Origin of the sequence: Streptomyces sp. ISL-43 (assembly GCF_018614195.1) — a bacterium.
GTDB lineage: Bacteria > Actinomycetota > Actinomycetes > Streptomycetales > Streptomycetaceae > Streptomyces.
On sequence record NZ_JAGGOT010000013.1, the window covers coordinates 16,420 to 41,896 of the forward strand.

The following is a 25,477-nucleotide window of genomic DNA, read 5'->3' on the forward strand; positions in this document are numbered from 1 at the left end:
CCACCGCCATGGCCCGTACGCCACTGATGCACGCGCTGCGCCGGCTCGCCGCCGAACACGCCGCCGCCCGCCGGCTCGGCCTGCCCGTCGCTGAGGTGCGCGGCTCCACCCGCCGCCAGCTCCTCGGCCGGGCCGCCGCCCTAGGCCTCGGCACCGCCCTCGCCTCCTCCGCGGGCGCCGCCGCGAGCGCCCACGCCGTGGAGGCCGCCCTCCCCGACAAGAAGCCCGTGACCCCCGCCCGCGTGGCGATCGTCGGCGCCGGCATCTCGGGGCTGACCGCCGCCCTCACCCTCAAGGACGCGGGTGTCGCCTACACGCTCTACGAGGCCAACCCGAGCCGCGTCGGCGGCCGGATGTGGAGCCAGCGCTCCCTGTGGGCGTACGGGCAGACCTCCGAGATCGGCGGAGAGCTGATCGACACCAGCCACAAGAAGATCCTGGAGCTGTGCCGCCGCTTCGGCCTGTCCGTCGAGGACTTCCTCGGCGGCGGCCCGAACGGCGCGGAGGAGGTCCTCTGGTTCGACGGGTCCTACTACTCGCGCACCCAGGCCGACGAGGACTTCAAGGCCGTCTACCAGGCGCTGCGCCGCGACCTCCAGGAGGCCGGCGAGGTCTCCTGGAACTCCTCGACCCCGTCAGGCACCGCCCTCGACAACATGACGCTGCACGAGTGGATCGAGACCCGGATCCCCGGCGGCCACGGCTCGCAGCTCGGCCGCTTCATCGACGTCGCGTACAACGTCGAGTACGGGGCCGACACCGATCAGCAGTCCGCCCTCGCGCTGGTCCTGCTGATGGGCTACCAGACCAACCCCGGCAACTTCAACGTCTGGGGCCTGTCCAACGAGCGCTACCACATCACCGGTGGCAACGATCAGCTGCCGAACGCCATCGCCCAGGCCCTCCCCGCCGGCTCCCTCGTGATGGGCCGCGAGCTGGTCGCCGTACGCGTGTCCGCCGACGGCACGCAGACGCTGACCTTCAACGACGCGGGCGCCACGCGCACGGTCGTCGCCGACCACACCGTCCTGTGCCTGCCGCTGCCGATCCTCCAGCGGATCGACATCAGCGGGGCCGGCTTCGACCCGCTGATGCGGAACCTCCTGCGCGATGCCCGGATGGGCTACTGCACCAAGCTCAACATGCAGTTCACCAGCCGCCCCTGGCGCGGCACCGGCCCCTGGCCGGGGGTCTCCGCCGGGGACTGCTTCACCGACACCGACGTCCAGCAGACCTGGGACACCACCAAGATCCAGTCCGGCAACGCGGGCATCCTGCTCCAGTACGGCGGCGGCGGCCTGGCCGGCTCGCTCACCCCGGGAAGCCCCTTCGCCACCGACTCGGACCCCTACGTACGCGCCCTCGCGGGCCGGATGCTCACCGGGATCGACGCCTTCTTCCCCGGCACCAAGGCGGCCTGGACCGGGCGGGCGCAGCTGTCGGCCTGGCACCGCAACCCGTACTCGCTCGGCGCGTACTCGTACTGGCCGACCGGCTACCTGCACAAGTACGCCAAGTACGAGGGCACCGCGCAGGGCCGGATCCACATCGGCGGCGAGCACTGCAGCTACGACTTCCAGGGCTTCATGGAAGGCGGGGCGACCGAGGGGGAGCGGGCGGCGAAGGAGGTGATCACCGCCCTGAGCTGAGCTGAGCTGGGCCGGGGCCGGGGACGGGGCGGCTACGCGGGCTCGATGTTGTGGTTGAAGCGGAAGACGTTGTCCGGGTCGTACCGTCGCTTCAGCCCGCCCAGCCGCTGGATGTTCTCGGCGCCGAGGCCCGCGACCACCCGGTCCTTGCCCTCGTCCCCGGTGAAGTTGAGGTAGACCGCGCCGGTGCTCCACGGCTGGACGTCGGCGCGGACGTCCTTGACCCACTGGCGGCACCGGTCGTCGTCGGCGGGGTTTTCCCACGCGCCGAAGGGGTGCACCGCCCAGGGCGCGTCGCGGAAGGGCACCGGGTAGTCCTTCGGCCCGTCGGCGATCGCGCCGCCCTGGGGCCAGACGACGTGCTGGGTGCCGGACGGCACCGGCATCGAGTCGGCGCGCGCGCAGAAGACGTCCACGAACTCGTCGGGCACACCGGTCAGGTACTCGGCCGACCAGTAGTTCCGCATCCCCGGCGGGTCGTCGAGCATGGACTGCAGGCCGGCGTACGGGATGGCCGTGACCATCTCCACCTCGTGCGGGATCGCCAGCAGCGGCTCGACAAGTCTGCGCATCTCCTCCTCGGGGCCCGCGTACGTCAGGAGGGCGCCGGCCAGCAGCCGGCCGACCAGTTGCGGCGGGACGAATTCCTCGGGCGGCCCGGTCAGGTACATGGCCGCGCCGCTCGCTTCGCGCGGCGCCACCGCGATGACGTCCCGGTACGTACGGACCACCTCGTGCCCGTGCTCCGGCAGGTACATCACGAACGCGATCGACATGGCCGGCAGGTCGTGCAGCCGCAGGGTCAGCGAGGTGGCGATACCGAAGTTCCCGCCGCCGCCGTGAAGCCCCCAGAACAGCTCGGGGTTGTCCTCCGCGGTCGCGTGGACCTGGTCACCGTCCGCGGTGACCAGGTCCACGCCCAGCAGGTTGTCCACCGCCAGCCCGAACTTGCGGTCCAGCCAGCCGGAACCGCCACCCAGGACGAAGCCGCCGACGCCGGTGGTGGAGACCCGGCCGCCGGTGGTGGCCAGCGCGTAGGGTTCGCAGGCCCGGTCCAGGTGGCCCATGGTGGCCCCGCCCCCGACGTACGCGGCCTTGGCGGCCGGATGGACCGTCACCTCGTTCATCCGGCGCATGTCCACGACCAGGCCGCCGTCGTTGAGGGACATCCCGGCCACACTGTGCCCGCCGCCGCGCACCGCGATCTTCAGGTCCAGGTCCCTCGCGAACCGCACGGCGGTGACCACGTCTGCCACGCTCTCGCACTGGGCGATGACCGCGGGCCTGCGGTCGATCATGCCGTTGTAGAGGGCCCGGGCCTCGTCGTACCCGGGATCCTCCGGGGTGAGGACCCCACCGGCCAGATCTTCGCGGAGCGCGGTCAGGGCCGCGCCCGCCTTCGAGAGGGGAGCCATGGCTGACCCCATTCCGCGCGGGGGCATAGGACCCCTCCAGCCTAGGCGCGCACGGGGAAGGGGGCGCGGCGGGACGGGGAACGCGGTGAGTCGGCGCGGCGCGGCGTGACGGCGGTGAGGCGGGACGGCGGTGAGGCGGGACGGACGGCCGTGCGGCGGCGCCGGTGCCGGGGGAGCGGGCCCCCCGGCACCGGGCGTACTCCGTCAGCCCCCGTACGCCCCGCTCGCCGTCAGTCGCAGGGCCGTGTCGATCAGGGGCACGTGACTGAAAGCCTGCGGGAAGTTGCCGACCTGCCGCTGGAGCTTCGGATCCCATTCCTCCGCCAGGAGGCCCAGGTCGTTGCGGAGCGACAGCAGCTTCTCGAAGAGGCGGCGGGCCTCGTCGACGCGGCCGATCATCGCCAGGTCGTCGGCCATCCAGAACGAGCACGCGAGGAAGGCCCCCTCGTCGCCCTCCAGGCCGTCCACCCCCGCCTCCTCGCCCGCCGTCGGATAGCGCAGGATGAAGCCGTCCTGGGTCGACAGCTCGCGCTGGATCGCCTCGATCGTGCCGATCACCCGCTTGTCGTCCGGCGGCAGGAAGCCCATCTGCGGGATCAGCAGCAGGGAGGCGTCCAACTCCTTCGACCCGTACGACTGCGTGAAGGTGTTGCGCTCCTTGTCGTACCCCTTCTCGCAGACGTCCTGGTGGATCTCGTCGCGCAGCTCGCGCCACCGCTCCAGCGGACCGTCCGCGTCCCCGCTCTCGATCAGCTTGATCGTGCGGTCCACGGCCACCCACGCCATCACCTTCGAGTGCACGAAGTGCCGGCGCGGGCCGCGCACCTCCCAGATGCCCTCGTCGGGCTGGTCCCAGTGGGTCTCCAGGTAGCGGATGAGCTTGAGCTGCAGCAGCGAGGCGTAGTCGTTGCGCGCCAGGCCCGTCATGTGGCCCAGGTGCAGGGCCTCGGTGACCTCGCCGTACACGTCGAGCTGCAGTTGGCCGGCGGCGCCGTTGCCGACCCGGACCGGGCGCGAGTTCTCGTACCCGGGGAGCCAGTCCAGCTCGGTTTCGCCGAGCTCCCGCTCGCCCGCGATCCCGTACATGATCTGCAGGTTCTCCGGGTCGCCGGCGACCGCGCGCAGCAGCCAGTCCCGCCAGGCGGAGGCCTCGTCGCGGTAGCCGGTGCGCAGCAGCGAGGAGAGGGTGATGGCGGCGTCGCGCAGCCACGTGTAGCGGTAGTCCCAGTTGCGGACGCCGCCGATCTCCTCCGGGAGGGAGGTGGTCGGCGCGGCGACGATCCCGCCCGTGGGGGCGTACGTCAGCGCCTTGAGGGTGATCAGCGAGCGGATCACCGCCTCCCGGTAGGGCCCGTGGTACGTGCACTGCTCGACCCAGTCGCGCCAGAACTCGGTGGTGGAGGCCAGCGCGGCCTCGGCGTCGGGAGTCTCCGGAGCACCCCGGTGCGAGGGCTGCCAGCTGATGCTGAAGGTCATCCGGTCGCCGGGCCCGACGGTGAAGTCCGAGTACGTCGTCAGGTCCTTGCCGTACGTCTGGGCCTCGGTGTCCAGCCAGACCGAGTCGGGGCCCGCGACGGCCACCGTGCGGCCGTCGACCTTGTGGACCCAGGGCACGACGCGCCCGTAGCTGAAGCGCATGCGCAGGGCCGAGCGCATGCGGACGCGACCGCTGACCCCCTCCACGATGCGGATGAGCTGCGGTGCGTGGTCCTCGCGGGGAGGCATGAAATCGATCACACGGACCGTGCCGCGCGGGGTCTCCCATTCCGACTCCAGCACCAGCGAGTCACCGCGGTAGCGGCGCCGGGTGGCGCGGGGGGCTTCCGTGCCCGCCGGGAACGCCGGGCCGACCCGCCAGAAACCGTGATCTTCGGTACCGAGGATGCTCGCGAACACGGCATGGGAGTCGAAACGGGGCAGACACAACCAGTCCACAGCCCCGTCCCGGCAGACCAACGCCGCCGTCTGCATGTCCCCGATCAGTGCGTAATCCTCGATGCGCCCTGACACGTTGCATCTCCAGTCCGAACGGCCACGTCCGCCCCGAGGGGCGCTTGCATTGCGCGGTGGCGCGGTCACCCGTGGGTGGGGATCTCGCGTCGAGCCCATGATTCCGCATACGGCTCGGGTAGGCCGGTTGACGGACTGCCCGGGAGCGGAATTCGCAATATCCGAGCAGGATATGTCGGCACCCTAGTGAGCTCCCCAAGCCTGCGAAGAATGTGGCTCGACCAAACGGGTGAGCAGCCGAAACGCCGCCGCGACACTCCGGCGCGCACGGTCGGGGGGCGTGGCCGGAGGCGGACCGGCCCGGGCGCTGATAGGCTGGTACCCCGTGGACCGGTGGTCTGCCTGTGCGAATCAGGAGCCCCGAAACCGCAGCTTCGGCGCCCCCTGAGACCCTTCCGGATCGACGGAGACCGGCGCCGGACGCACCTCACTTCGCGACCACGGGAGCCCCCTCTTGGCGATGCCGCCCAAATCCATGACGACCAAGCACATCTTCGTCACCGGGGGTGTCGCTTCCTCCCTCGGCAAGGGTCTGACCGCCTCCAGCCTGGGTGCGCTGCTGAAGGCCCGCGGCCTGCGGGTCACGATGCAGAAGCTCGACCCGTACCTGAACGTCGACCCCGGCACGATGAACCCGTTCCAGCACGGCGAGGTGTTCGTCACCAACGACGGCGCCGAGACCGACCTGGACATCGGCCACTACGAGCGCTTCCTCGACGTCGACCTCGACGGCTCGGCCAACGTCACCACCGGCCAGGTCTACTCGCAGGTCATCGCCAAGGAGCGGCGCGGCGAGTACCTCGGTGACACCGTGCAGGTCATCCCGCACATCACCAACGAGATCAAGCACCGCATCCGCCGCATGGCGACCGACGACGTCGACGTCGTCATCACCGAGGTCGGCGGCACCGTCGGCGACATCGAGTCGCTGCCGTTCCTGGAGACCGTCCGCCAGGTCCGCCACGAGGTCGGCCGCGACAACGTCTTCGTCGTGCACATCTCGCTGCTGCCCTACATCGGCCCCTCCGGCGAGCTGAAGACCAAGCCGACCCAGCACTCGGTCGCCGCGCTGCGCAACATCGGCATCCAGCCCGACGCGATCGTGCTGCGTGCCGACCGTGACGTCCCCACGTCCATCAAGCGCAAGATCTCGCTGATGTGCGACGTCGACGAGGAGGCCGTGGTCGCCGCGATCGACGCCAAGTCGATCTACGACATCCCGAAGGTCCTGCACACCGAGGGCCTGGACGCGTACGTCGTGCGCAAGCTCGACCTGCCCTTCCGCGACGTCAACTGGACGGTGTGGGAGGACCTGCTGGACCGCGTCCACAACCCCGACCACGAGGTCAAGGTCGCGCTCGTCGGCAAGTACATCGACCTTCCCGACGCGTACCTGTCGGTGACCGAGGCGCTGCGCGCCGGCGGCTTCGCCAACAAGGCCCGCGTCGAGATCAAGTGGGTCACCTCCGACGACTGCAAGACCCCGGCGGGCGCCGCCGCGCAGCTGGCCGACGTGGACGCGATCTGCGTGCCCGGCGGCTTCGGCGACCGCGGTGTCAACGGCAAGGTCGGCGCGATCACCTACGCCCGAGAGAACAAGATCCCGCTGCTCGGCCTGTGCCTGGGCCTGCAGTGCGTGGTCATCGAGGCCGCGCGCAACCTGGCGGGCATCGAGGACGCGAACTCCACCGAGTTCGACGCCTCCACCCCGCACCCGGTGATCTCCACGATGGAGGAGCAGCTCGCCTTCGTCGAGGGCGCGGGCGACCTGGGCGGCACCATGCGCCTGGGCATGTACCCGGCGAAGCTCGCCGAGGGTTCCATCGTGCGCGAGGTCTACGGCGACCAGGCGTACGTGGACGAGCGCCACCGCCACCGCTACGAGGTCAACAACGCCTACCGCGGCGAGCTGGAGAAGAAGGCGGGCCTCGTGTTCTCCGGCACCTCCCCGGACAACAAGCTGGTCGAGTACGTCGAGTACCCGCGCGAGGTGCACCCCTACCTGGTGGCCACCCAGGCCCACCCGGAGCTGCGCTCGCGCCCGACGCGCCCGCACCCGCTGTTCGCGGGCCTGGTCAAGGCCGCCGTGGAGCGCCAGCAGGCCGCGAAGTAGCCGCAGGGCGTCCGGCGGCGCGGAACGCGTGACGCCGACCGCATAACGTAGACAGCCGGGGTACGGAGATCCGTACCCCGGCTGTCGCGCGTTGTGGAGGGCTTCGGGGCATGGACATCAAGGACACGGCGGAATCCTGGGAGACGGTGTCGACGGGGCGGCCGTTCCAGGGCGCGAAGACGGCGGTGGCCTCCGACGAGGTCCGGATGCCGGACGGGTCCGTGGCCCGCCGCGACTACCAGGTGCACCCGGGATCGGTGTGCGTGCTGGCCCTGGACGACGAGGGGCGGGCGCTGGTGCTGAGCCAGTACCGCCACCCGGTGCGCCGGCGGCTGTGGGAGCTCCCGGCGGGGCTGCTGGACGTCGTGGGGGAGAACCCGCTGCACGGGGCGCAGCGCGAGCTGTACGAGGAGGCGCACGTCAAGGCCGAGGACTGGCGGGTGCTGGCCGACTTCTACGCCTCGCCCGGCGGATCGGACGAGGCGATCCGGATCTTCCTCGCGCGGGGCGTCTCGGACGCGGACGGCGAGCGGTACGCGGAGTCCGGGTCGGAGGAGGCCGACATGGAACTGGCGTGGGTGCCGCTCGCGGAGCTGGTGCGGGGCGTACTGGCGGGCGAGCTCGGCAACCCGGGGATGGTGACCGGCGTCCTGGCCCTGTCGGCGGCCCTCGCCGCCGAGAACGGCCTCGACTCCCTGCGCCCGGCCCAGGCCCCCTGGCCGGCCCGCCCCTACGAGGCGTAGGAGCCAGGGCGGGGCCGAACGAGGCCGTGGTGTGACCATCCGCTGATCCGATCGGGCGATTTGTCCGCCGCGCTCCACCCTGCCCGTCGCTCTGCGTGAACTACGCTCGCAATCCGAAGGCAGCGAGAGGAGCGGATCCGTGGCGGATTTCGTCGGGCGGCGGCGTGAGCTCAAGGAGCTGCGCGAGGACATCGCGCGGACCGGGCTCGACACCCTCTCCGGTCGCAAGGCCAAGGCGCCGCGCGCCCGCGTCCTGCTCGTCGCCGGGCGGCCCGGTTCGGGCCGGACCGCCCTCGCCGAAGCACTGGTGCGCGAGATCGCCGACGACTACCCCGACGGCGTGCTCCGGGTCCGGCTCAGCACCCCCACCGGCGAGGGCGTCCCCACCGACCGGGCCGTGCGCACCCTCCTGGAGGCGCTCGGGCTGCCCACCCCGCCCGGCGCCGCCGAGGACGAGCTCAGCTCCGACCTGCGCGCGGCCCTCGCCGGGCGGCGGGCCGTCCTCCTGGTCGACGACGCCCTCGACCCCCACCAGGTCGACGCCCTGCTGCCCGACACCCCCGAGTGCCTGGTCGTCGTCACCTCCGAGGGCCCCCTGACCGGGATTCCGGATGTCCGCCCCTGCACCCTCGGCGGCCTCGACACCCCCTCCGCCGTCCGCATGCTCGTCCATCGCATCGGCGACATCCGCGTCGCCAACGACCCCCGCGCCGCCGAGGCCCTCGCCGAGGAGTGCGGCGGCCAGCCCGCCGCCCTGAGCCTGGCGGGCGGTTGGCTCGCCGCCCGGCCCAAGGCCTCCGTCGCGGACGTGGCCAAGCAGCTCCACGACATGCCCGCCGCCACCAGCGGCCCGCTCGCGCGCACCTTCCGGCTCGTCTACGAGTCCCTCCCGCAGCCCGCCCAGCGGACCCTGCGGCTGCTTCCGCTTGCTCCGGCCGGCCTCGTCGACTCGCACACCGCCTCCGCGCTCGCCGGCTGCTCCGTGGCCGCCGCCCAGTCGATCCTGGAGGACTTCGCGGCGCTGGGCCTGCTGCGGTCGGCCTCCGACGGGCTGTTCCTGCTCCCCGGCTGCCTCACGCCCCTGCTCCAGGCCCTGTTGGAGGCCAAGGAGCGCCCCGCGGAGGTGCAGCTGGCGCGGGCCCGGATGCTGGAGCGCGCCGTACGGCTGCTGGTCTCCTGCCGGGCGATGACCGAGGAGGACGAGGACCTCGTACGGGAGAAGCTGGACGGGCTGCCGCGCACCATGCGCTTCGCCGACCGGCGGGCCGCCGCCACCTGGCTGGACACCCGGCTGCCCGCACTGTCGGCGGCGGCCACCCTGGCCGTCGCCGACGGGGAGCTCGACACCCTGGCCCGCCGCTTCGTCGCAGCCCTCGCACGGGCCCTCTCCGACCACCGGGGCACCGCCGGGGCGGCCCCCGAGCTGTACGGGCTGCACCGGCTCGTCCTGGACGTGGCCGAGCGGCGCGATCTGTACCGGGAACAGGCCGCCGCGCTGCTGAACCTCGCCGATCTGGACGCCGAGACCGGCCGCACCCAGGAGGCGCTGGAGCGCTACCGGGCCGCGCTGGACGCCGGAAGGGCGGCGAACGATCCGTACGCGGCGGGCCGCGCGATGGAATCCGTAGGCGGCGCGTACCAGGAGCTCGCCGACTGGCACCGGGCCTCCGACTGGTTCGGCCGGGCCCTGTCCCACGCCCTCGCGCGCGGGGAGCGCGCGGACGAGGCGCGGCTGTACGGGCGGCTCGGGAACGTGCACACCTATGCCGGCCGGTACGGGGACGCGCTGCGGAGCTGGCGGGCCGCCTCGGCCGGCTACCGGAAGCTGGCCGATGTCCCGGGCCAGGCAAAGGCGTTGAGCGAGATGGCGCGGATCCAGGAGTACGCGGGGCGGCCCGAGGAATCGCTGCACACCTGCCGGGAGGCGGTGGAGATCGCGCGCAAGGCCGGAGACCTGCGGCTTCAGGCCGCACTGCAGGTGCGCCTCGCGGACACGCTCGACCGGCTCGGCGACCCCGCGGCCGCCAGGCTGCACAGGTCCGCGGCCGACAGATTGCTGGGAGATGACCCCGCAGCCTGCGAAATCCGTAGTGGTTCCGACTGAGATTATTGCTTTGCAAGGCTAGACAGCGACTCATCCTTCATTAGACTGGCTTCACCAGGTCATCCCCTGGTGCATCCCGTTGCGTGTTCTTGTAAACGGGTTTGTATGGAAGTACCCCGAAACATTCCCTGAGCCAAGGACCGTGAGTGACGATGAAGGTCGGCATCCCCCGCGAGGTCAAGAACAACGAGTTCCGGGTCGCCATCACGCCCGCCGGCGTGCATGAGCTGGTCCGGGGCGGCCACCAGGTCTTCATCGAGCAGAACGCCGGTGTGGGCTCCTCGATCACGGACGCGGAGTACGTCTCCGCCGGTGCCGAGATCCTCGGCACCGCCGACGAGGTCTGGGCGACCGCGGACCTGCTGCTGAAGGTCAAGGAGCCCATCGCGGAGGAGTACCACCGCCTCCGCAAGGACCAGACCCTCTTCACCTACCTGCACCTCGCGGCCTCCCGCGAGTGCACGGACGCCCTGCTGGAGTCCGGCACCACCGCCATCGCGTACGAGACGGTCGAGCTCGCCAACCGCGCGCTCCCGCTGCTCGCCCCGATGTCCGAGGTCGCGGGCCGCCTCGCCCCGCAGGTCGGCGCCTACCACCTGATGCGCTCGGTCGGCGGCCGCGGCGTCCTCCCGGGCGGCGTCCCCGGCACCCACGCCGGCGAGTGCGTCGTCATCGGCGGCGGCGTCTCCGGCTGGAACGCCGTGCAGATCGCCGTCGGCATGGGCTTCCACGTGACCCTGCTGGACCGCGACATCAACAAGCTCCGCGAGGCCGACAAGATCTTCGGCACGAAGATCAAGACGATCGTCTCCAACGCCTTCGAGCTGGAGAAGGCCGTCATCGAGGCCGACCTCGTCGTCGGTGCGGTGCTGATCCCGGGTGCGAAGGCCCCGAAGCTGGTCACCAACGAGCTCGTCGCCAAGATGAAGCCCGGAAGTGTCCTTGTCGACATTGCGATCGACCAGGGCGGCTGCTTCGAGGACTCCCGTCCGACCACTCACGCCGAGCCGACCTTCCAGGTCCACAACTCGGTCTTCTACTGCGTCGCCAACATGCCGGGCGCGGTGCCGAACACCTCCACCTACGCGCTGACCAACGCCACGCTGCCCTACATCGTGCAGCTCGCGAACCTCGGCTGGGTCGAGGCGCTGCGTCGTGACCCGGCGCTCGCGCTGGGCCTCAACACCCATGACGGGCAGGTCGTTTACGGTCCCGTCGCCGAGGCCCACGGCCTCGAGACCCTCGAGCTGAGCACGCTGCTCGGCTAAGGCGTCAACGACTGACGTCAATCTCACGTATCCGGCCGGACCTTGCCCGCAAGGTCCGGCCGGACGCGTTCCCGGCGTGCCCGGAGGGGCCGTTCAACTCGCCTCGAACGTAACCCTTTAACCCTTTCGCACACCCGCGAAACTTCCCGGCGACAGCTCGGACGCCCTTGACAGCGAGGTGTTCGGTTGCCGACACATCGTGCCGGGTCCGACGGATTGTGTTGCCGCTGGGCGGTGACACGCCATAGAGTCGCCAACCGTCGGCATGGTGCCACGCTGACCTATCGATAAGTGTCCTGGTCACGTCCGAGGAGGTAAGACGACTTGTGAATGAGTCGACATTTGCTCCTGGGGGTGGTCGAGCAGGAGTGCCTGCGCGGGGTCAAAGCCCTGCCGGAATCGAAGCGGTCGGCTCCGTCGCAGTCCGCACCTTCGCAAACCACCAGCACATGACGACGCCCCGAAAGAGCATGGACGGCCTAGACGTGAACTCCAGGGCCGGCGACCCGAGCGGCGACAAGCCCGTGGGTTTCGCCGACTACGACCAGGTGCCCGAGGGGCACTTCTACGACCCCGACGCGGAATACGAGCCCGACCCCGAGTACGCGGCCACTCTCGCCCCCGACGCTGCCCGCCAGCGCCGAGAGCGGATCGGTCCGACCGGACGGCCGCTGCCGTACTTCCCGATCCCAGGTCCGCTGACCGACCACGGTCCGGCGAAGATCATCGCGATGTGCAACCAGAAGGGCGGCGTGGGCAAGACCACGTCGACCATCAACCTGGGTGCCGCGCTCGCCGAGTACGGGCGCCGCGTGCTGCTCGTCGACTTCGACCCGCAGGGCGCACTGTCCGTGGGTCTCGGCGTGAATCCGATGGAGCTCGACCTGACGGTCTACAACCTGCTCATGGAGCGGGGCATGTCGGCCGACGAGGTGCTGCTCAAGACGGCGGTCCCCAACATGGACCTGCTGCCGAGCAACATCGACCTGTCCGCTGCCGAAGTGCAGTTGGTCAGCGAGGTCGCGCGCGAGTCGACCCTGCAGCGGGCACTGAAGCCCCTGATGGCCGACTACGACTACATCGTGATCGACTGTCAGCCCTCGCTCGGTCTGCTGACCGTGAACGCCCTGACGGCGGCTCACAGGGTCATCGTTCCGCTGGAGTGCGAGTTCTTCGCGCTGCGCGGTGTGGCCCTGCTGACCGAGACCATCGAGAAGGTGCAGGAGCGGCTCAACCCGGAGCTGGAGCTCGACGGCATCCTCGCCACGATGTACGACTCCCGTACGGTGCACAGCCGTGAGGTGCTGGCGCGCGTCGTCGAGGCCTTCGACGACCACGTCTACCACACGGTCATCGGCCGCACGGTGCGCTTCCCGGAGACCACGGTCGCCGGCGAGCCGATCACCACGTACGCCTCCAACTCCGTCGGCGCCGCCGCCTATCGCCAGCTGGCCAGGGAGGTGCTCGCCCGGTGTCCCGCCGAGTGAGTCTGCCCGGAGCCGACGAACTGTTCCGTACGACCGGGGGGATGGCGCTGACGTCGTCGTCGGCGTCCTCGGCTTCCTCGGCGCGGGGCGTGGAGCACGCGGCGACAGCCGCGGAGGGCACGGCGGGTGAGGGCCGCAGCCGGGAGGCTGGGGCCGGTACGGAGCCGGGCGTGGGCGCGCAGCGGCGGTCGCAGGAAGGTTCCGGTGGCGCGGTCCCGGCCCCGGCCCCCGGCCGGGGCAAGGGGCAGGGCCGGGGTGCCAACCGGCGGCCCAGCGGGCGCGAGCGGCACGACGAGAAGATCACGGTCTACGTCTCCGCCGAGGAGCTCATGGACCTGGAACACGCGCGGCTGGTGCTGCGCGGGGAGCACGGCCTCGCGGTCGACCGCGGCCGGATCGTCCGTGAGGCGGTCGCCGTGGTCCTGGCGGACCTGGAGTCCCGCGGCGACGCGAGCATCCTGGTGCGCCGCCTGCGCGGCCGCTGACCGAGCGCGGGCGCACGGACCGGCAGCCCCGGCCCGGCCGGCCTGCGGTCGGCTCCGGCCGGACCCCGGGCCCGCCCGGGGCGGGTCCCCGCGCCGCGGCAGGGGCCGCGCGTGGGAGCCTTGGCCCTGGCCCTGCCGGCCGCTCCCTCCGTACCACCCTGGACCGCGATGCCCTCTCCCGCCGAACCCGGCCTTCCCCAGACTCCGTCCGGGGGGACCCCCGGGTCCCGTCGCCCGCTCGGCCGCGGCCCGGGTGTCCCCGTACCGGTGGAGGAGGGGGCGTCATCCGTTCCCGGTCCCGTTCCCGGTCCCGTCCCCGGGCCTCCGGCCGGGGAGAGCGCCCCACCCGCGGCCGTAACGGCCCCGGAGGGCGCCGAAGGCCCCGTACCGCCCCACGCGGCCGCACCGGCCCCGGAGGGCGCCGAAGGCCCCGTACCGCCCCAGGAGGGCCCTGACGCGCCCGAGGGCGCCCCCAGGGCGCCCGGCGCGCGGGAGCGGGCCCAGGGAGCGCCCGGGGCGTCCGGGCGGGCCCACGGGGCGCCTGGGGGCGACGGGCGGTTCACGTTGCGGCTGGACAACTTCGAGGGCCCCTTCGATCTGCTGCTGCAGTTGATCTCGCGGCACAAGCTCGACGTGACCGAGGTCGCGCTGTCGCAGGTCACCGACGAGTTCATGGCGCACATCCGCTCCATGGGGCCCGACTGGGACCTCGACCAGACGACCGAGTTCCTCGTCGTCGCCGCCACCCTGCTCGACCTGAAGGCCGCCCGGCTGCTGCCCGTCGCCGAGGTCGAGGACGAGGCCGACCTCGCGCTGCTGGAGGCCAGGGACCTGCTCTTCGCGCGGCTGCTGCAGTACCGGGCGTACAAGCGGATCGCCGAGATCTTCCAGGAGCGGGCCGAGACCGAGGGGAAGCGCTACCCGCGCACCGTGGGCCTGGAGGCCCACCTGGCAGAGCTGCTGCCCGAGGTGGTCATCGGCATCGGCGGCGACGGACTGGCGAGGCTCGCGGTCAAGGCCATGCAGCCCAGAGCGACGCCCCAGGTGTACGTGGACCACATCCACGCGCCGCTCGTCAGCGTCCGGGAGCAGGCCGGGCTGGTCGTGGCCCTGCTGAAGGCGCGCGGCGAGGCCACCTTCCAGGAGCTCACCGAGGACGCCGGCGACACCCTGACCGTCGTGGCGCGCTTCCTGGCCCTCCTGGAGCTCTACCGGGAGAAGGCGGTGGTCCTGGACCAGGAGGAGGCCCTGGGGACGCTCACCGTGCGCTGGAGCGGCGGGGACGGGGACGGCATGCCGAGGGTGACGGACGAGTTCGACCGGATCGTGGAGGTCAAGGAATGAGCGGGACGCGGGCTCACACGGAGGCGCAGCCGCAGCCGCGGGCGCGGGCTCAGGCGACGGAGGTGGCCGGGCTGGCCCTGAAGCCGGCCCTGGAGGCCGTCCTCATGGTCGTGGACGAGCCGGCGACCGAGGCGCACCTCGCCAAGGTGCTGGAGCGGAGCCCGAGGGAGATCGCGGACGCGCTGCGCGAGCTCGTGGACGAGTACGACCTTCAGGGCCGCGGATTCGAATTGCGGCTCGTCGCGGGGGGCTGGCGGTTCTACAGCCGGGGGGACTTCGCCCCGGCCGTGGAGGCCTTCGTACTGGACGGCCAGCAGGCCCGTCTCACCCAGGCGGCGCTGGAGACCATGGCCGTCGTCGCGTACCGCCAGCCGGTCAGCCGGTCGAGGGTCTCGGCGGTCCGCGGAGTGAACTGCGACGGGGTCATGCGCACCCTCCTCCAGCGGGGTCTGGTGGAGGAGGCGGGGACGGAACCCGAAACAGGTGCGATCCTGTACAGGACGACGAACTACTTTCTGGAGCGGATGGGCCTGCGTGGCCTGGACGAGCTCCCGGAGCTCGCGCCCTTCCTCCCCGAGGCGGACGCGATCGAAGCCGAGACGCAAGAGGGTGTTCCGTCGTTCGATCCGGATGCACCGGATACCGATGAAGACGACAAGACGACGGAACTTTGATGCGAAGCAGCGGCAACGGCAACGGTGGCGGCAACAGGAACAGCGGCGGCGGTGGCGGCGGCGGGCGTGGTAATGCCCGCGGCGGCAGCTCCAGCGGCGGCGGTGGCTACCGCGGTGGCGGCTCCGGCGGTGGCAGCGGCTCCGGCGGCGGCTACCGCGGCGGCAGCTCCAGCGGCGGCTCCGGCGGCTCCGGCGGCGGCGGTGGCTACCGCGGTGGCGGCTCCGGCGGCGGCAGCTCCAGCGGTGGCTACCGCTCGGGCGGCAGCGGCTCGGGCGGCAGCTCCGGCGGCGGCTACCGCAGTGGCGGCTCCGGCAGCGGCGGCTCCGGCGGCGGCTACCGCTCCGGCGGCTCCGGCAGCGGTGGCGGCTACCAGGGCGGCGGCTCCGGCGGTGGCTACCAGGGCGGCGGCTCCGGCGGCTACCAGGGTGGCGGCTCCGACCGCGACCGCGAGCCCGCGCCCCGCATCCGCAACCCCCGCCCCGAGGAGCGTCGCTACGACGTGGGTCCCGAGGGCGAGCGCAACGGTCGCGGTGGCGCCAAGGCGGGCGGCGGCGGTGCCCGCGGCGCGGCCGACGGCAGCCGCGGCGGTGCCCGCGGTGACGCGGCGCGCGGTGGTGCCAAGGGCGGCCCCAAGAGCCCCAGGACCCCCGGCATCGGCGGAGCCGGCGGCCCGCGCCGCGGCCCCGGCAGCCGCAGCGGCCAGTCCAAGCCGCGCGAGCTGGAGGCGCGGATCGAGGAGCGCGTGCGCGACCGGTACGCCGACAAGCCCGTGATCAAGACCCCGAAGACCTTCCCCGGCGCGGAGGAGGAGGGCGAGCGTCTGCAGAAGGTCCTCGCCCGGGCCGGCATGGGTTCGCGCCGTGCGTGCGAGGAGCTCATCGAGCAGGCCCGTGTCGAGGTCAACGGCGAGATCGTGCTGTCGCAGGGCAAGCGCGTCCTGCCGAAGGACGAGATCAAGGTGGACGGCCTGACCGTCGCCACCCAGTCGTACCTGTTCTTCGCGCTGAACAAGCCCGCCGGCGTCGTCTCCACGATGGAGGACCCGGACGGCCGCCAGTGCCTCGGCGACTACGTCACCAACCGTGAGACGCGTCTCTTCCACGTCGGTCGGCTCGACACCGAGACCGAGGGCATCATCCTGCTCACCAACCACGGTGAGCTGGCCCACCGCCTCACGCACCCGAAGTACGGCGTGAAGAAGACCTACGTCGCCGCCATCACCGGCCCGCTGCCGCGCGAGATCGGCAAGCGCCTCAAGGACGGCATCGAGCTGGAGGACGGGTACGCCCGCGCCGACCACTTCCGCGTCGTCGACCAGGTCGGCAAGAACTACCTGGTCGAGGTGACCCTCCACGAGGGCCGCAAGCACATCGTCCGCCGCATGATGGCGGAGGCCGGCTTCCCCGTCGAGAAGCTCGTCCGGACCGCCTTCGGCCCGATCGAGCTCGGCGACCAGAAGTCCGGCTGGCTGCGCCGCCTGACCAACACCGAGGTCGGCATGCTCATGCGCGAGGTCGGTCTGTAAGGACCGGCTGCTCCTCCTCGTACGACTCCTCGTACGACCGAAACCCGCGGTGCCCTTCGGCACCGCGGGTTTTCGTGCTTGTGCCGACCCCTGGTCTTCTTTATAGTCAACCTGACTATAAAGAGAGCGAGGGGTCGTCATCATGGGGTGGCAGACGAGCTGGACCGAGGTCCTCGGATTCGCCACGGGGGCGCTGTGCGTCTGGCTGGTCGCCCGGCAGCACATCGCCAACTGGCCGATCGGCATCGCCAACAACGTCTTCTTCATCGTGCTCTTCGCCCAGGCCGAGCTCTACGCCGACGCCGGGCTGCAGATCGTCTTCATCGCCCTCGCCGCGTACGGCTGGTGGTCCTGGACCCACGGGGGTGGACCAGGAACCGCCGAGGCACTGCCGGTGCGCCGCACGACGGCCGCCGAGTGGGCCGCGCTGGGCGCGGCGGGGGCGGTGGGGGTGCTCGGCCTGACGCTCCTGCTGAGCCGGGCCACCGACTCCACCGTCCCGTTCTGGGACGCGGCGACCACCGGACTCTCGCTCATGGCCACCTACGGGCAGTGCCGCAAGCTCCTGGAGTCCTGGTGGCTGTGGATCGCCGCCGACCTCGTCTACATCCCGCTGTACGTCTACAAGGGGCTCTACCTCACCGCCCTGCTCTACGCCGTCTTCCTCGCCCTGTGCGTGGCCGGACTGCTCGGCTGGCGCCGGGCGCTCCCCGCGCGCGGCACCCGCGAGGCCCTGGGAGCGACGGCGTGAAGCGCCACGGAGGGGCGAAGTACGGGCACGGCCTGGTGCTCGGCAAGTTCTATCCGCCGCACGCCGGCCACCACCACCTGGTGCGCACCGCCCAGGACCAGTGCGAGCGGCTGACCGTGCTGGTGTGCGCCGCCTCGGTGGAGTCGGTGCCGCTGGCCGACCGGGTCGCCTGGATGCGCGAGGCGCATCCCGGCGCCGACGTGGTCGGCGCGGTCGACGACATCCCGGTCGACCTGCGCGACCCGGAGATCTGGGAGGCCCACATGGCGGTCTTCCGGGGCGCGGTGCGCCGACGGGTCGACGCCGTCTTCACCTCGGAGGCCTACGGGGGCGAGCTCGCGCGGCGGTTCGGGGCCGAGGAGGTCTGCGTCGACCGGGAGCGCACCCTCTTCCCGGTGTCCGGGACGGCGGTACGGGCGGACCCGGTCGGGAACTGGGAGTTCCTGGGACCCGCCGTACGGGCCGCCCTGACCCGGCGGATCGTCGTACTCGGCGCCGAGTCCACCGGGACGACGACGCTGTCGCGGGCCCTGGCGGCCCACTGGCGGCGGCGCGGCGGGGTGTGGGCGAAGACGGGCTGGGTGGCGGAGTACGGCCGGCAGTACAGCGAGGAGCGGCTCGCGGCGGCGCGCGCGGCGGACCCCGCGGCGACGTGGGCCGACGTGAGCTTCACCTCGGCCGAGTTCCCGGTCATCGCCCGGCGCCAGGACGCGCAGGAGGATCGGGCGGCCCGGCTGGGATCGCCGGTGCTCTTCTGCGACACCGACTCCTTCGCCACCGGCATCTGGCACGAGCGGTACACGGGCGGGCGCAACGAGGAGGTCGAGCGGATCGCCGCCGGCACGCACCGGGACCTGTACCTGCTCACCGACCACGCGGACGTGCCCTTCGAGGACGACGGGCTGCGCGACGGAGAGCACCTGAGGCCGTGGATGACCGCGCGGTTCCGGGAGGAGCTGGAGCGGACCGGGAGACGCTTCCTGGTGGTGCGCGGGGACCGGGAGGCCCGGCTGGCGGCGGCCGTGTCGGCCGTCGACGCACTGCTCGCGGAGGGCCGGCACTTCGCGGACCCGCTTCCGGAGCGGGTACGGGGTCCGCTGCCGGAGCAGGCCTCGGAGCCGGACCGCGTACGGGAGCAGGGCCGATGAGTGACGCCGGACAGGACTACGACCCGTACGCGTTCGAGCCGTTCGCGGTGACCGTCGACCTCGCCGTCTTCACCGTCCGCGGCGGGACCCTGCACGTGCTGCTGATCCGGCGCGGGCAGGAACCGTACGCGGGCGCCTGGGCGCTCCCCGGCGGCTTCGTACTGCCCCGGGAATCCGCGGAGACGGCCGCCCGGCGCGAACTGGCCGAGGAGACCGGCCTGTCGGCGGACGTGATCGCCGCCCTGCACCTGGACCAGCTGCGCACCTACAGCGAACCGGACCGGGACCCCCGGATGCGGGTCGTCTCGGTGGCCTTCACCGCGCTCGTCCCCGACCTGCCCGAACCGGCGGCCGGGGGCGGCGGAGACGCCGACCGGGCCCGCTGGGTGCCGGTGGGGGAGGCGGGCCCGTCGGCGGGCCTCGCCTTCGACCACGCGGTGATCCTGGCGGACGCCCGGGAGCGGGTCGGCGCGAAGCTGGAGTACAGCTGCCTGGCCACCGCCTTCTGCCCGCCCGAATTCACCCTCGGCGAGCTCCAGGCCGTCTACGAGACCGTCTGGAACACCGCCCTGGACCGGCCCAACTTCCGGCGCAAGGTGCTGGCCACGCCCGGATTCGTCGAGGCCGTGCCCGGCGCCGCCCGGCTCACCGGCGGCCGCGGGAAACCGGCCGCGCTGTACCGGCCCGGGCCCGCCACCACCCTGCACCCGCCCCTGCTCCGCCCCTCGGAAGGACACACACGATGACGACGACCACGAAGCGGGCGGCTACGGGCGCCCTGCTCGGACTGGCCCTGGGAGACGCCCTGGGCTTTCCCACGGAGTTCAACGACGTGCCGGGGATCCTTGCCAAGACCGGCCCCTGGCGGTCCATGGCCCTCCCCCGCCCGGCGATCGTCACGGACGACACCCAGATGACCCTGGCCTTCGCCCGGGGCATACGGACCGCCGCCGACCGCGGCCGGGTGGGCCCCCTGCGCCTGGCCCGGCCGGTCCGGGAGGAGTTCGTCGACTGGTACCACTCCCCGGAGAACAACCGGGCCCCGGGCAACACCTGCCTGAAGGCCTGCAGCCTGCTGAACCTGCCCGAGCGGGACTGGCGCGACGCCAGCCAGCTGGGCTCCAAGGGCTGCGGCGCGAACATGCGGGTGGCGCCGGCCGGACTGGTGCCCGGCTGGACGGAGGAGGAGCGGGCCGGCGCGGCCCAGCTCCAGTCGGCCCTCACCCACGGCCACCCGACGGCGCTGGCCGCCTCCGACCTGACGGCCCGTGCGGTGTTCCTGCTGGCGCGGGGCACGGAGGTGACCGGCCTGGTCGGGCAGCTGCGCTCGTACGCCCTGGAGAACCGCACCCGCTACCACGAGCGCTGGCTCGGCGACCTGTGGACGCGTACGTCGTCCGACGCCTCGCCGGAGTCCTTCATCGCACGCGGCTGGGACGAGTGCCTGGGCGTCCTGGACCGCCTGGCCGCGGCCCTGCGCTCGCCTTCCCCGGAGACGGACCCCTGCCTGACGACGGGCGACGGCTGGATCGCCGAAGAGGCCCTGGCCACGGCCCTGCAGTGCTTCCTGCTCTTCCCGGAGGAACCCCTCCTCGCCCTGCGCCGCGCGGCCTGCACGAAGGGCGACTCCGACTCCATCGCCTGCCTCGCCGGCGCCTTCGCGGGCGCCCACCTCGGCGCGGACGCCTGGCCCCGCGACTGGGAGGGCCGCATCGAGTACCGCGCCGAACTGCTGGCCTTCGGCGCCCTCTGGGACGCCTGACCCATACTCAGCCGAGGGCAGAGGCGCGGCGGGTGCGGAGGAGGAAGTCCTCCACTCGGGGAAGGTCCGCGGTCTCGGGGAGGGGGGTCGTCGACAGGGCGGACTCGGACTGGGTCATCAGGCGGGTCATCCAGGCGTCGACCTCGTCCCAGGTGAGTTCGCCGCGGCGCACTGCCAGGAGGCGGTCGCGGTAGGGGCCCGCGTCGATGACCAGGTGTCCCGTGCGCAGCAGGTCGCGGCAGGACAGGAGCAGGCGCAGCAGGTGCATGGCGTGCTTCCAGCGCGGGACGCCGTGGTTGCGGAGGTCCCCGAGGAGCTTGCCGCGCTGGGAGATCGCGTACCGGCTGAAGGTGGTGTGGGCCTGGCGGGAGAGGAACGCCCCGCGGAGCGCGAGGAGTTCCTCTCCGGCCGGGGTGAGGTGTTCCACGACGGGGGAGTGGAGGCACTCCAGGATGTTCGGGTTGGCGCGCAGGGCGAGCTCGCAGAAGCGCTCCAGCTCCCAGGAGAACTCCTCCTCCCGCGGCCCGTCCACGTGCGTCGGGGGCTTGGCGAGGCCCCAGAACAGAGGCGTCGGGGCGAGGTAGACACCGCGCCGGTCGGTGTCGCTCGCCTCCGTGGCCAGGCCGAACGCCCTCGAACCCATCACGCACGAGTAGATCGTGTGGTCCCTGACCAGGGTGAGTTCGAGCGGCTCGGGCGTCGGCTTGTCGTTCATCCGGGGAGCCTAGGCGGGCGGCCCGCGGCTACGCGAGCGAGATTTCGCCCGTCGGGGAGACGGTGATCTTCTTCTCCGCGAGCGGCTTGGTGGCCGGGCCGTGTGCCACCGCGCCGTCGGCCACCTTGTACTTGCTGCCGTGGCACGGGCAGTCGATGGTGCCGGCCTCCACCTTGTTCACGAGGCAGCCCTGGTGCGTGCACACCGCCGTGAAGCAGCGGAAGTTGCCGGCCGTCGGCTGGGTGACCACCAGCTTCTCGTCCTTGAGGACCGTGCCGCCGCCCACGGGTACCTCGGAGGACTTGAGCAGGGCCTTCTGGGTGGACGAGGCGGGCGGGGACACGGGCGCCGACCCGGAGGTCGGCGCCGTGGGCGCGCTCCCCCCGGTCTCCGGCTTCTTCTCTTCGGCTCCGCCGCACGCGGTGAGCACACCGCCTGCCAGGGCGCTCGCTCCGGCCGTGAGTACCGTGCGCCGGGCGGTGCGGATGGGGTCGCTCATGAAATCTCCTCGGGTGATCGTCGGGATGGCGAGAGGCATCCTGGCGTTTGACGGGCCTCAGGCAAACCCGCCACGCGTGTTCTCAGCCCTCCGGCGGCCAGGGGATGAGTCCCTCCGGGGCGCCGGGGGCGCGTACGACCTCCCACACGCGGATGACGGCGTCCCGGTTCAACGGCCCGTGGACATGCGGGTAGCGGGCCCCGGATTCACCCTCCCGGCGGACCTCCGCGGTCAGGGCGAGCTCGTCGAGTTCCACGGCGAGCAGGGTCCCCCGTACGCCGCCGTAGTGGGAGCCGGCGATCGCGAGGGCCGTCTCCCGGTCCGCCGAACAGTGCACGAAACCCTCGGAGTCGAGGGAGGGCGGGGTGTAGGGGAGGTCGGGCGCGGCGGTCCAGTCGGCGAGCGGTACGAGGTGGAAGATCATGCCGATCGTTCTACCGCAGCGGCCGCGCGGTGCTGCGCCAGGTGGCAGACGCGCCCCGATTGGGTGACATTGTCCGTGTCTCGAAGCCGGGTGGCCGCTTTCCGTGCGCCCCCGGTCCCTCTTCGAAAGGCAGCACCATGGCGGGTAACGACCTCGGCTCCCTTCTCGGCGGCCTCCTCGGTGGCGGCAGCGGCGGACAGGGCGGCAGCGGCGGTGGCGGCAACATCCTCGGCTCCCTTCTGGGCGCGCTCATGGGCGGCGGTGGCGCCGGCGGCGCCCAGGCGGCCGGCGGCGCGCGGAACAACCCGCTGGGCGGACTGATGGACATGCTGACCAAGTCGGGCCTGGTCGACCAGGCCCAGTCCTGGGTGGGCACCGGCGAGAACAAGCCGGTCACGGGTGCGCAGATCGCCGAGGCCCTGCCGGACGAGACGCTGCAGAAGGTCGCCGCGCAGGCGGGAGTCTCCCCGGAGCAGGCGGTCGACGAGATCGCGCAGCAGCTGCCGCAGGCCGTGGACAAGCTGAGCCCCCAGGGCTCGCTGCCGAGCGGCTCGCTGGAGGACATCATCAAGCAGCAGCAGCTGTAACGCGGAACCCGCCTACACCGAGGGCCCGGCCGCCCGTCCCACCGGACGGACCGCCGGGCCCTCGCGCCGTCCGCGCTGGCTACCCTGAGGCAGCACCGCCGTCGCACACCCCTGGAGCACCCCGTGAGAACCGCCGTCGTCATCGGAACCGGACTGATCGGCACCTCCGCGGCGCTCGCCCTGTCCGCCCGCGGCATCGCCGTCCACCTGGCCGACCGCGACCCGGGACAGGCCCGTACGGCCGCCGCGCTGGGCGCCGGCACGGAGGAGGCCTACGAGGGCCGGGCCGACCTCGCGATCATCGCCGTTCCGCCCGCCCACGTGGCCGCCGCCCTCGCCGACGCGATCGGCCGGGGCCTGGCGCGCGCCTACGTGGACGTCGCCAGCGTCAAGGGCGGACCGCGACGGGAGCTGGACGCGCTCGGCGTGGACACCAGGGAGTACATCGGCACGCACCCGATGGCGGGCAAGGAGCAGTCCGGGCCGCTCGCCGCCTCGGCGGACCTGTTCGAGGGCCGGCCGTGGGTGCTGACGCCGACCCGTGAGACCGGCCACGAGGTGCTGAACCTGGCGCTGGAGCTGGTGGCGCTGTGCCGGGCCGTCCCGGTGGTCATGGACGCCGACGCGCACGACCGCGCCGTCGCACTGGTCTCGCACACCCCGCAGCTCGTCTCCAGCATGGTCGCGGCCCGGCTGGAGGAGGCCGACGAGACCGCGGTGCGGCTGTGCGGGCAGGGCATCCGGGACGTGACGCGGATCGCCGCCTCCGACCCGAGAATGTGGGTGGAGATCCTCTCGGCGAACCCGGGCCCGGTCGCGGACGTGCTGGCCGGGATCGCCGCCGACCTGGACGAGACCGTACAAGCCCTGCGGGGCCTGCAGTCCGCCGACGAGGGCAAGCGCCGGGGCGGGGCGGCCGGCATCGAGGACGTGCTGCGCCGCGGCAACGCCGGCCGGGTCCGGGTGCCGGGCAAGCACGGGGCTGCGCCGACGGCGTACGAGACGGTGGCCGTGCTCATCTCCGACCAGCCCGGGGAGCTCGCGCGGATCTTCGCCGACGCCGGGCGGGCCGGGGTCAACATCGAAGACGTACGGATCGAGCACGCGACGGGACAGCAGGCGGGCCTGGTCCAGCTGATGGTCGAGCCCCGGGCGGTGGCGGGCCTCCAGGCCGAGCTGCGCGAACGCGGCTGGGCACTGCGCCAGTCATAGGCCCGGGCCGTCACGGCGGGGCCCGGCCCTCGGACGCCGGGACGCGGGCGGCCCGGCCGCCCGGCGGGCGGCGGCGAAAAGCCCGGTAACCTGGGGGAGGGGCGCTATTGGCGCGCCCGGACACGTACGCGCAACCAGGAAGGTGCCCGCACCGTGGAAACCGTAGCTCCGTCCGCCGTGATCGTCGCCATCGACGGTCCCTCCGGCACGGGCAAGTCCAGCACTTCCAAGGCCGTGGCCGCCAAGCTCGCGCTGCGCTACCTGGACACCGGTGCCCAGTACCGGGCCATCACCTGGTGGATGATCACCAACGGTGTCGACACCGACGACCCGCAGGCCATCGCGCTCGCGGCGGGCAAGCCGGCCATCGTGTCCGGCACCGACCCGTCCGCTCCCACCATCACCGTCGACGGCCTGGACGCCTCCGGCCCGATCCGGACCCAGGAGGTCACCTCCAAGGTCAGCGCCGTGAGCGCCGTCCCCGAGGTGCGCACCCTGATCACGGAGCTCCAGCGGTCCATCGCCGCCGAGGCGGCGGAGGAAGCCGGCGGGATCGTCGTCGAGGGCCGGGACATCGGCACCACCGTCCTGCCCGACGCCGACCTCAAGATCTTCCTCACCGCCTCCGCCGAGGCCCGCGCCGCCCGCCGCAGTGGCGAGCTGCGCGGCAAGGAGGCCGCGGACCTCGCGGCCACCAGGGAGGCGCTGATCAAGCGCGACGCCGCCGACTCGGGCCGCAAGACCTCCCCGCTGGCCAAGGCCGGCGACGCGGTCGAGGTGGACACCACCGAGCTCAGCCTCGACCAGGTCATCGAGTGCGTCGTGACCTTGGTGGAGGAGAAGCGGGCGGGCCGCAAGTGAGCGGTACGCCCTCCCTCAAGGGTGCGGCGGTCGGCCGGCGGATCGGCATCGGGCTCATGTACGGCCTCTGGCGGCCGCGCGTGCTGGGGGCCTGGAAGGTCCCCGCCGCCGGCCCCGTCATCCTGGCCGTGAATCACTCGCACAACATCGACGGGCCCATGGTCATGGGCACCGCCCCCCGGCCGCTGCACTTCCTGATCAAGAAGGAGGCGTACGTCGGCCCGCTCGGCCCCTTCCTCGAAGGGATCGGGCAGGTGAAGGTGGACCGCTCCGGCGCCGACCGGGGCGCCATCAGCCGCGCGCTGGGCGTCCTGGAGAACGGCGGAGCCCTGGGGATCTTCCCCGAGGGCACCCGCGGCGAGGGCGATTTCGCCTCGCTGCGCGCGGGCCTCGCGTACTTCGCAGTCCGCGCCGGCGCGCCCATCGTGCCGGTCGCCGTCCTGGGCAGCACCGAGGGCCGGGGCCGCGTCGTCAAGGCGCTGCCGCCGCTCAGGAGCAGGGTCGACATCGTCTTCGGCGATGCCTTCGACGCCGGGGACGGCAGTGGCCGCCGTACCCGTACCGCGCTGGACCAGGCCACCGTACGCATCCAGGACCGGCTGACCGCCCACCTGGCCGATGCCAAGCGCCTCACCGGGCGCTGAGCGAGACTTGACCTAGTAGTGGAACCGCGCTGCGCGGGCCCCACCGATCACCACGA

Annotated in this window: 23 protein-coding genes; 18 read left to right on the plus strand and 5 right to left on the minus strand. The window is 72.5% G+C overall.

Annotated features, from left to right (window positions below; genetic code table 11):
- Window positions 1-8: 8 nt before the first annotated feature.
- Window positions 9-1,649 (plus strand): NAD(P)/FAD-dependent oxidoreductase, encoded by a 1,641-nt coding sequence (locus J7F03_RS08075; RefSeq protein ID WP_214947970.1) that lies wholly within the window; start codon window positions 9-11, stop codon window positions 1,647-1,649.
- Between the two features lie 32 nt (window positions 1,650-1,681).
- On the opposite strand, the gene J7F03_RS08080 is transcribed toward J7F03_RS08075, so the two are convergent.
- Both J7F03_RS08080 and J7F03_RS08085 read right to left on the minus strand, forming a co-directional pair.
- On the minus strand, window positions 1,682-3,064 hold the full coding sequence (locus tag J7F03_RS08080; RefSeq protein ID WP_214947971.1) for an FAD-binding oxidoreductase: 1,383 nt from the start codon (window positions 3,062-3,064) through the stop codon (window positions 1,682-1,684).
- Window positions 3,065-3,268: 204 nt separating this feature from the next.
- On the minus strand, window positions 3,269-5,074 hold the full coding sequence (locus tag J7F03_RS08085) for a glycoside hydrolase family 15 protein (RefSeq protein WP_214947972.1): 1,806 nt from the start codon (window positions 5,072-5,074) through the stop codon (window positions 3,269-3,271).
- 460 nt (window positions 5,075-5,534) lie between these two features.
- On the opposite strand from J7F03_RS08085, the gene J7F03_RS08090 reads away from it, so the two are divergent.
- The 13 genes from J7F03_RS08090 to J7F03_RS08150 all read left to right on the plus strand — a co-directional run bounded on the left by J7F03_RS08090 (window position 5,535) and on the right by J7F03_RS08150 (window position 20,479).
- On the plus strand, window positions 5,535-7,187 hold the full coding sequence (locus J7F03_RS08090) for a CTP synthase (RefSeq protein WP_214947973.1): 1,653 nt from the start codon (window positions 5,535-5,537) through the stop codon (window positions 7,185-7,187).
- Window positions 7,188-7,297: 110 nt separating this feature from the next.
- Window positions 7,298-7,930 carry an NUDIX domain-containing protein gene (locus tag J7F03_RS08095; protein WP_214947974.1) on the plus strand — a complete coding sequence of 211 codons (633 nt, stop codon included), beginning with the start codon at window positions 7,298-7,300 and terminating at the stop codon, window positions 7,928-7,930.
- 139 nt (window positions 7,931-8,069) lie between these two features.
- Complete coding sequence (locus J7F03_RS08100) at window positions 8,070-10,034, plus strand: tetratricopeptide repeat protein (protein WP_308379224.1); 1,965 nt, start codon at window positions 8,070-8,072, stop codon at window positions 10,032-10,034.
- Between the two features lie 152 nt (window positions 10,035-10,186).
- Entirely contained in the window at window positions 10,187-11,302 is a 1,116-nt protein-coding gene (gene ald / locus J7F03_RS08105) for an alanine dehydrogenase (RefSeq protein WP_214948312.1), read from the plus strand.
- 368 nt (window positions 11,303-11,670) lie between these two features.
- Complete coding sequence (locus J7F03_RS08110; protein WP_214947975.1) at window positions 11,671-12,789, plus strand: ParA family protein; 1,119 nt, start codon at window positions 11,671-11,673, stop codon at window positions 12,787-12,789.
- A complete protein-coding gene (locus J7F03_RS08115) occupies window positions 12,774-13,274 on the plus strand; it encodes a hypothetical protein (protein ID WP_214947976.1) in 501 nt (166 codons plus the stop codon). Before J7F03_RS08110 ends, J7F03_RS08115 begins: the two co-directional genes overlap by 16 nt.
- Before the next feature lie 168 nt (window positions 13,275-13,442).
- Complete coding sequence (locus J7F03_RS08120) at window positions 13,443-14,618, plus strand: ScpA family protein (protein WP_214948314.1); 1,176 nt, start codon at window positions 13,443-13,445, stop codon at window positions 14,616-14,618.
- The gene (scpB, locus tag J7F03_RS08125; protein ID WP_285440419.1) at window positions 14,615-15,292 is read left to right on the plus strand and encodes an SMC-Scp complex subunit ScpB; all 678 of its coding nucleotides are present in this window, start codon (window positions 14,615-14,617) and stop codon (window positions 15,290-15,292) included. The genes J7F03_RS08120 and scpB overlap by 4 nt, the downstream gene beginning before the upstream one ends.
- On the plus strand, window positions 15,292-16,818 hold the full coding sequence (locus J7F03_RS08130; protein WP_214947977.1) for a pseudouridine synthase: 1,527 nt from the start codon (window positions 15,292-15,294) through the stop codon (window positions 16,816-16,818). Before scpB ends, J7F03_RS08130 begins: the two co-directional genes overlap by 1 nt.
- Window positions 16,819-16,960: 142 nt before the next feature.
- Window positions 16,961-17,569, plus strand: coding sequence for a nicotinamide riboside transporter PnuC (pnuC, locus tag J7F03_RS08135; RefSeq protein WP_214947978.1), 609 nt, complete (start codon window positions 16,961-16,963; stop codon window positions 17,567-17,569).
- Window positions 17,566-18,717 carry an AAA family ATPase gene (locus J7F03_RS08140; protein WP_308379226.1) on the plus strand — a complete coding sequence of 384 codons (1,152 nt, stop codon included), beginning with the start codon at window positions 17,566-17,568 and terminating at the stop codon, window positions 18,715-18,717. The genes pnuC and J7F03_RS08140 overlap by 4 nt, the downstream gene beginning before the upstream one ends.
- Window positions 18,714-19,463, plus strand: coding sequence for an NUDIX domain-containing protein (locus J7F03_RS08145; protein ID WP_214947979.1), 750 nt, complete (start codon window positions 18,714-18,716; stop codon window positions 19,461-19,463). The genes J7F03_RS08140 and J7F03_RS08145 overlap by 4 nt, the downstream gene beginning before the upstream one ends.
- The gene (locus tag J7F03_RS08150; RefSeq protein WP_214947980.1) at window positions 19,460-20,479 is read left to right on the plus strand and encodes an ADP-ribosylglycohydrolase family protein; all 1,020 of its coding nucleotides are present in this window, start codon (window positions 19,460-19,462) and stop codon (window positions 20,477-20,479) included. Before J7F03_RS08145 ends, J7F03_RS08150 begins: the two co-directional genes overlap by 4 nt.
- A 7-nt stretch (window positions 20,480-20,486) precedes the next feature.
- Here the strand turns inward: J7F03_RS08150 and J7F03_RS08155 are convergent, their stop codons facing one another.
- The 3 genes from J7F03_RS08155 to J7F03_RS08165 all read right to left on the minus strand — a co-directional run bounded on the left by J7F03_RS08155 (window position 20,487) and on the right by J7F03_RS08165 (window position 22,117).
- Window positions 20,487-21,194: a DNA polymerase beta superfamily protein gene (locus tag J7F03_RS08155; RefSeq protein ID WP_214947981.1), complete on the minus strand. Its 708-nt coding sequence runs from the start codon at window positions 21,192-21,194 to the stop codon at window positions 20,487-20,489.
- 28 nt (window positions 21,195-21,222) lie between these two features.
- A complete protein-coding gene (locus J7F03_RS08160; RefSeq protein ID WP_214947982.1) occupies window positions 21,223-21,693 on the minus strand; it encodes a Rieske (2Fe-2S) protein in 471 nt (156 codons plus the stop codon).
- An 82-nt stretch (window positions 21,694-21,775) separates the two neighbouring features.
- Window positions 21,776-22,117 (minus strand): DUF952 domain-containing protein, encoded by a 342-nt coding sequence (locus J7F03_RS08165; RefSeq protein ID WP_214947983.1) that lies wholly within the window; start codon window positions 22,115-22,117, stop codon window positions 21,776-21,778.
- Window positions 22,118-22,254: 137 nt separating this feature from the next.
- On the opposite strand from J7F03_RS08165, the gene J7F03_RS08170 reads away from it, so the two are divergent.
- From J7F03_RS08170 to J7F03_RS08185, 4 genes are all read left to right on the plus strand, one after another.
- The gene (locus J7F03_RS08170; protein ID WP_214947984.1) at window positions 22,255-22,704 is read left to right on the plus strand and encodes a YidB family protein; all 450 of its coding nucleotides are present in this window, start codon (window positions 22,255-22,257) and stop codon (window positions 22,702-22,704) included.
- Between the two features lie 123 nt (window positions 22,705-22,827).
- Window positions 22,828-23,916 carry a prephenate dehydrogenase gene (locus J7F03_RS08175; RefSeq protein WP_214947985.1) on the plus strand — a complete coding sequence of 363 codons (1,089 nt, stop codon included), beginning with the start codon at window positions 22,828-22,830 and terminating at the stop codon, window positions 23,914-23,916.
- Between the two features lie 153 nt (window positions 23,917-24,069).
- Window positions 24,070-24,777, plus strand: coding sequence for a (d)CMP kinase (cmk, locus tag J7F03_RS08180; RefSeq protein ID WP_214947986.1), 708 nt, complete (start codon window positions 24,070-24,072; stop codon window positions 24,775-24,777).
- A 56-nt stretch (window positions 24,778-24,833) separates the two neighbouring features.
- A complete protein-coding gene (locus tag J7F03_RS08185) occupies window positions 24,834-25,421 on the plus strand; it encodes a 1-acyl-sn-glycerol-3-phosphate acyltransferase (RefSeq protein WP_214948316.1) in 588 nt (195 codons plus the stop codon).
- The last annotated feature ends 56 nt before the right edge of the window (window positions 25,422-25,477 follow it).

Excerpts from the sequence above, each read along its gene's own strand:
- J7F03_RS08075 (WP_214947970.1), top strand. The coding sequence starts at position 9 with ATGGCCCGTACGCCACTGATGCACGCGCTGCGCCGGCTCGCCGCCGAA.
- J7F03_RS08080 (WP_214947971.1), bottom strand. The coding sequence starts at position 3,064 with ATGGCTCCCCTCTCGAAGGCGGGCGCGGCCCTGACCGCGCTCCGCGAA.
- J7F03_RS08090 (WP_214947973.1), top strand. The coding sequence starts at position 5,535 with ATGCCGCCCAAATCCATGACGACCAAGCACATCTTCGTCACCGGGGGT.
- J7F03_RS08095 (WP_214947974.1), top strand. The coding sequence starts at position 7,298 with ATGGACATCAAGGACACGGCGGAATCCTGGGAGACGGTGTCGACGGGG.
- ald (WP_214948312.1), top strand. The coding sequence starts at position 10,187 with ATGAAGGTCGGCATCCCCCGCGAGGTCAAGAACAACGAGTTCCGGGTC.
- J7F03_RS08120 (WP_214948314.1), top strand. The coding sequence starts at position 13,443 with ATGCCCTCTCCCGCCGAACCCGGCCTTCCCCAGACTCCGTCCGGGGGG.
- scpB (WP_285440419.1), top strand. The coding sequence starts at position 14,615 with ATGAGCGGGACGCGGGCTCACACGGAGGCGCAGCCGCAGCCGCGGGCG.
- J7F03_RS08130 (WP_214947977.1), top strand. The coding sequence starts at position 15,292 with ATGCGAAGCAGCGGCAACGGCAACGGTGGCGGCAACAGGAACAGCGGC.
- pnuC (WP_214947978.1), top strand. The coding sequence starts at position 16,961 with ATGGGGTGGCAGACGAGCTGGACCGAGGTCCTCGGATTCGCCACGGGG.
- J7F03_RS08145 (WP_214947979.1), top strand. The coding sequence starts at position 18,714 with ATGAGTGACGCCGGACAGGACTACGACCCGTACGCGTTCGAGCCGTTC.
- J7F03_RS08150 (WP_214947980.1), top strand. The coding sequence starts at position 19,460 with ATGACGACGACCACGAAGCGGGCGGCTACGGGCGCCCTGCTCGGACTG.
- J7F03_RS08155 (WP_214947981.1), bottom strand. The coding sequence starts at position 21,194 with ATGAACGACAAGCCGACGCCCGAGCCGCTCGAACTCACCCTGGTCAGG.
- J7F03_RS08160 (WP_214947982.1), bottom strand. The coding sequence starts at position 21,693 with ATGAGCGACCCCATCCGCACCGCCCGGCGCACGGTACTCACGGCCGGA.
- J7F03_RS08165 (WP_214947983.1), bottom strand. The coding sequence starts at position 22,117 with ATGATCTTCCACCTCGTACCGCTCGCCGACTGGACCGCCGCGCCCGAC.
- J7F03_RS08170 (WP_214947984.1), top strand. The coding sequence starts at position 22,255 with ATGGCGGGTAACGACCTCGGCTCCCTTCTCGGCGGCCTCCTCGGTGGC.
- J7F03_RS08185 (WP_214948316.1), top strand. The coding sequence starts at position 24,834 with ATGTACGGCCTCTGGCGGCCGCGCGTGCTGGGGGCCTGGAAGGTCCCC.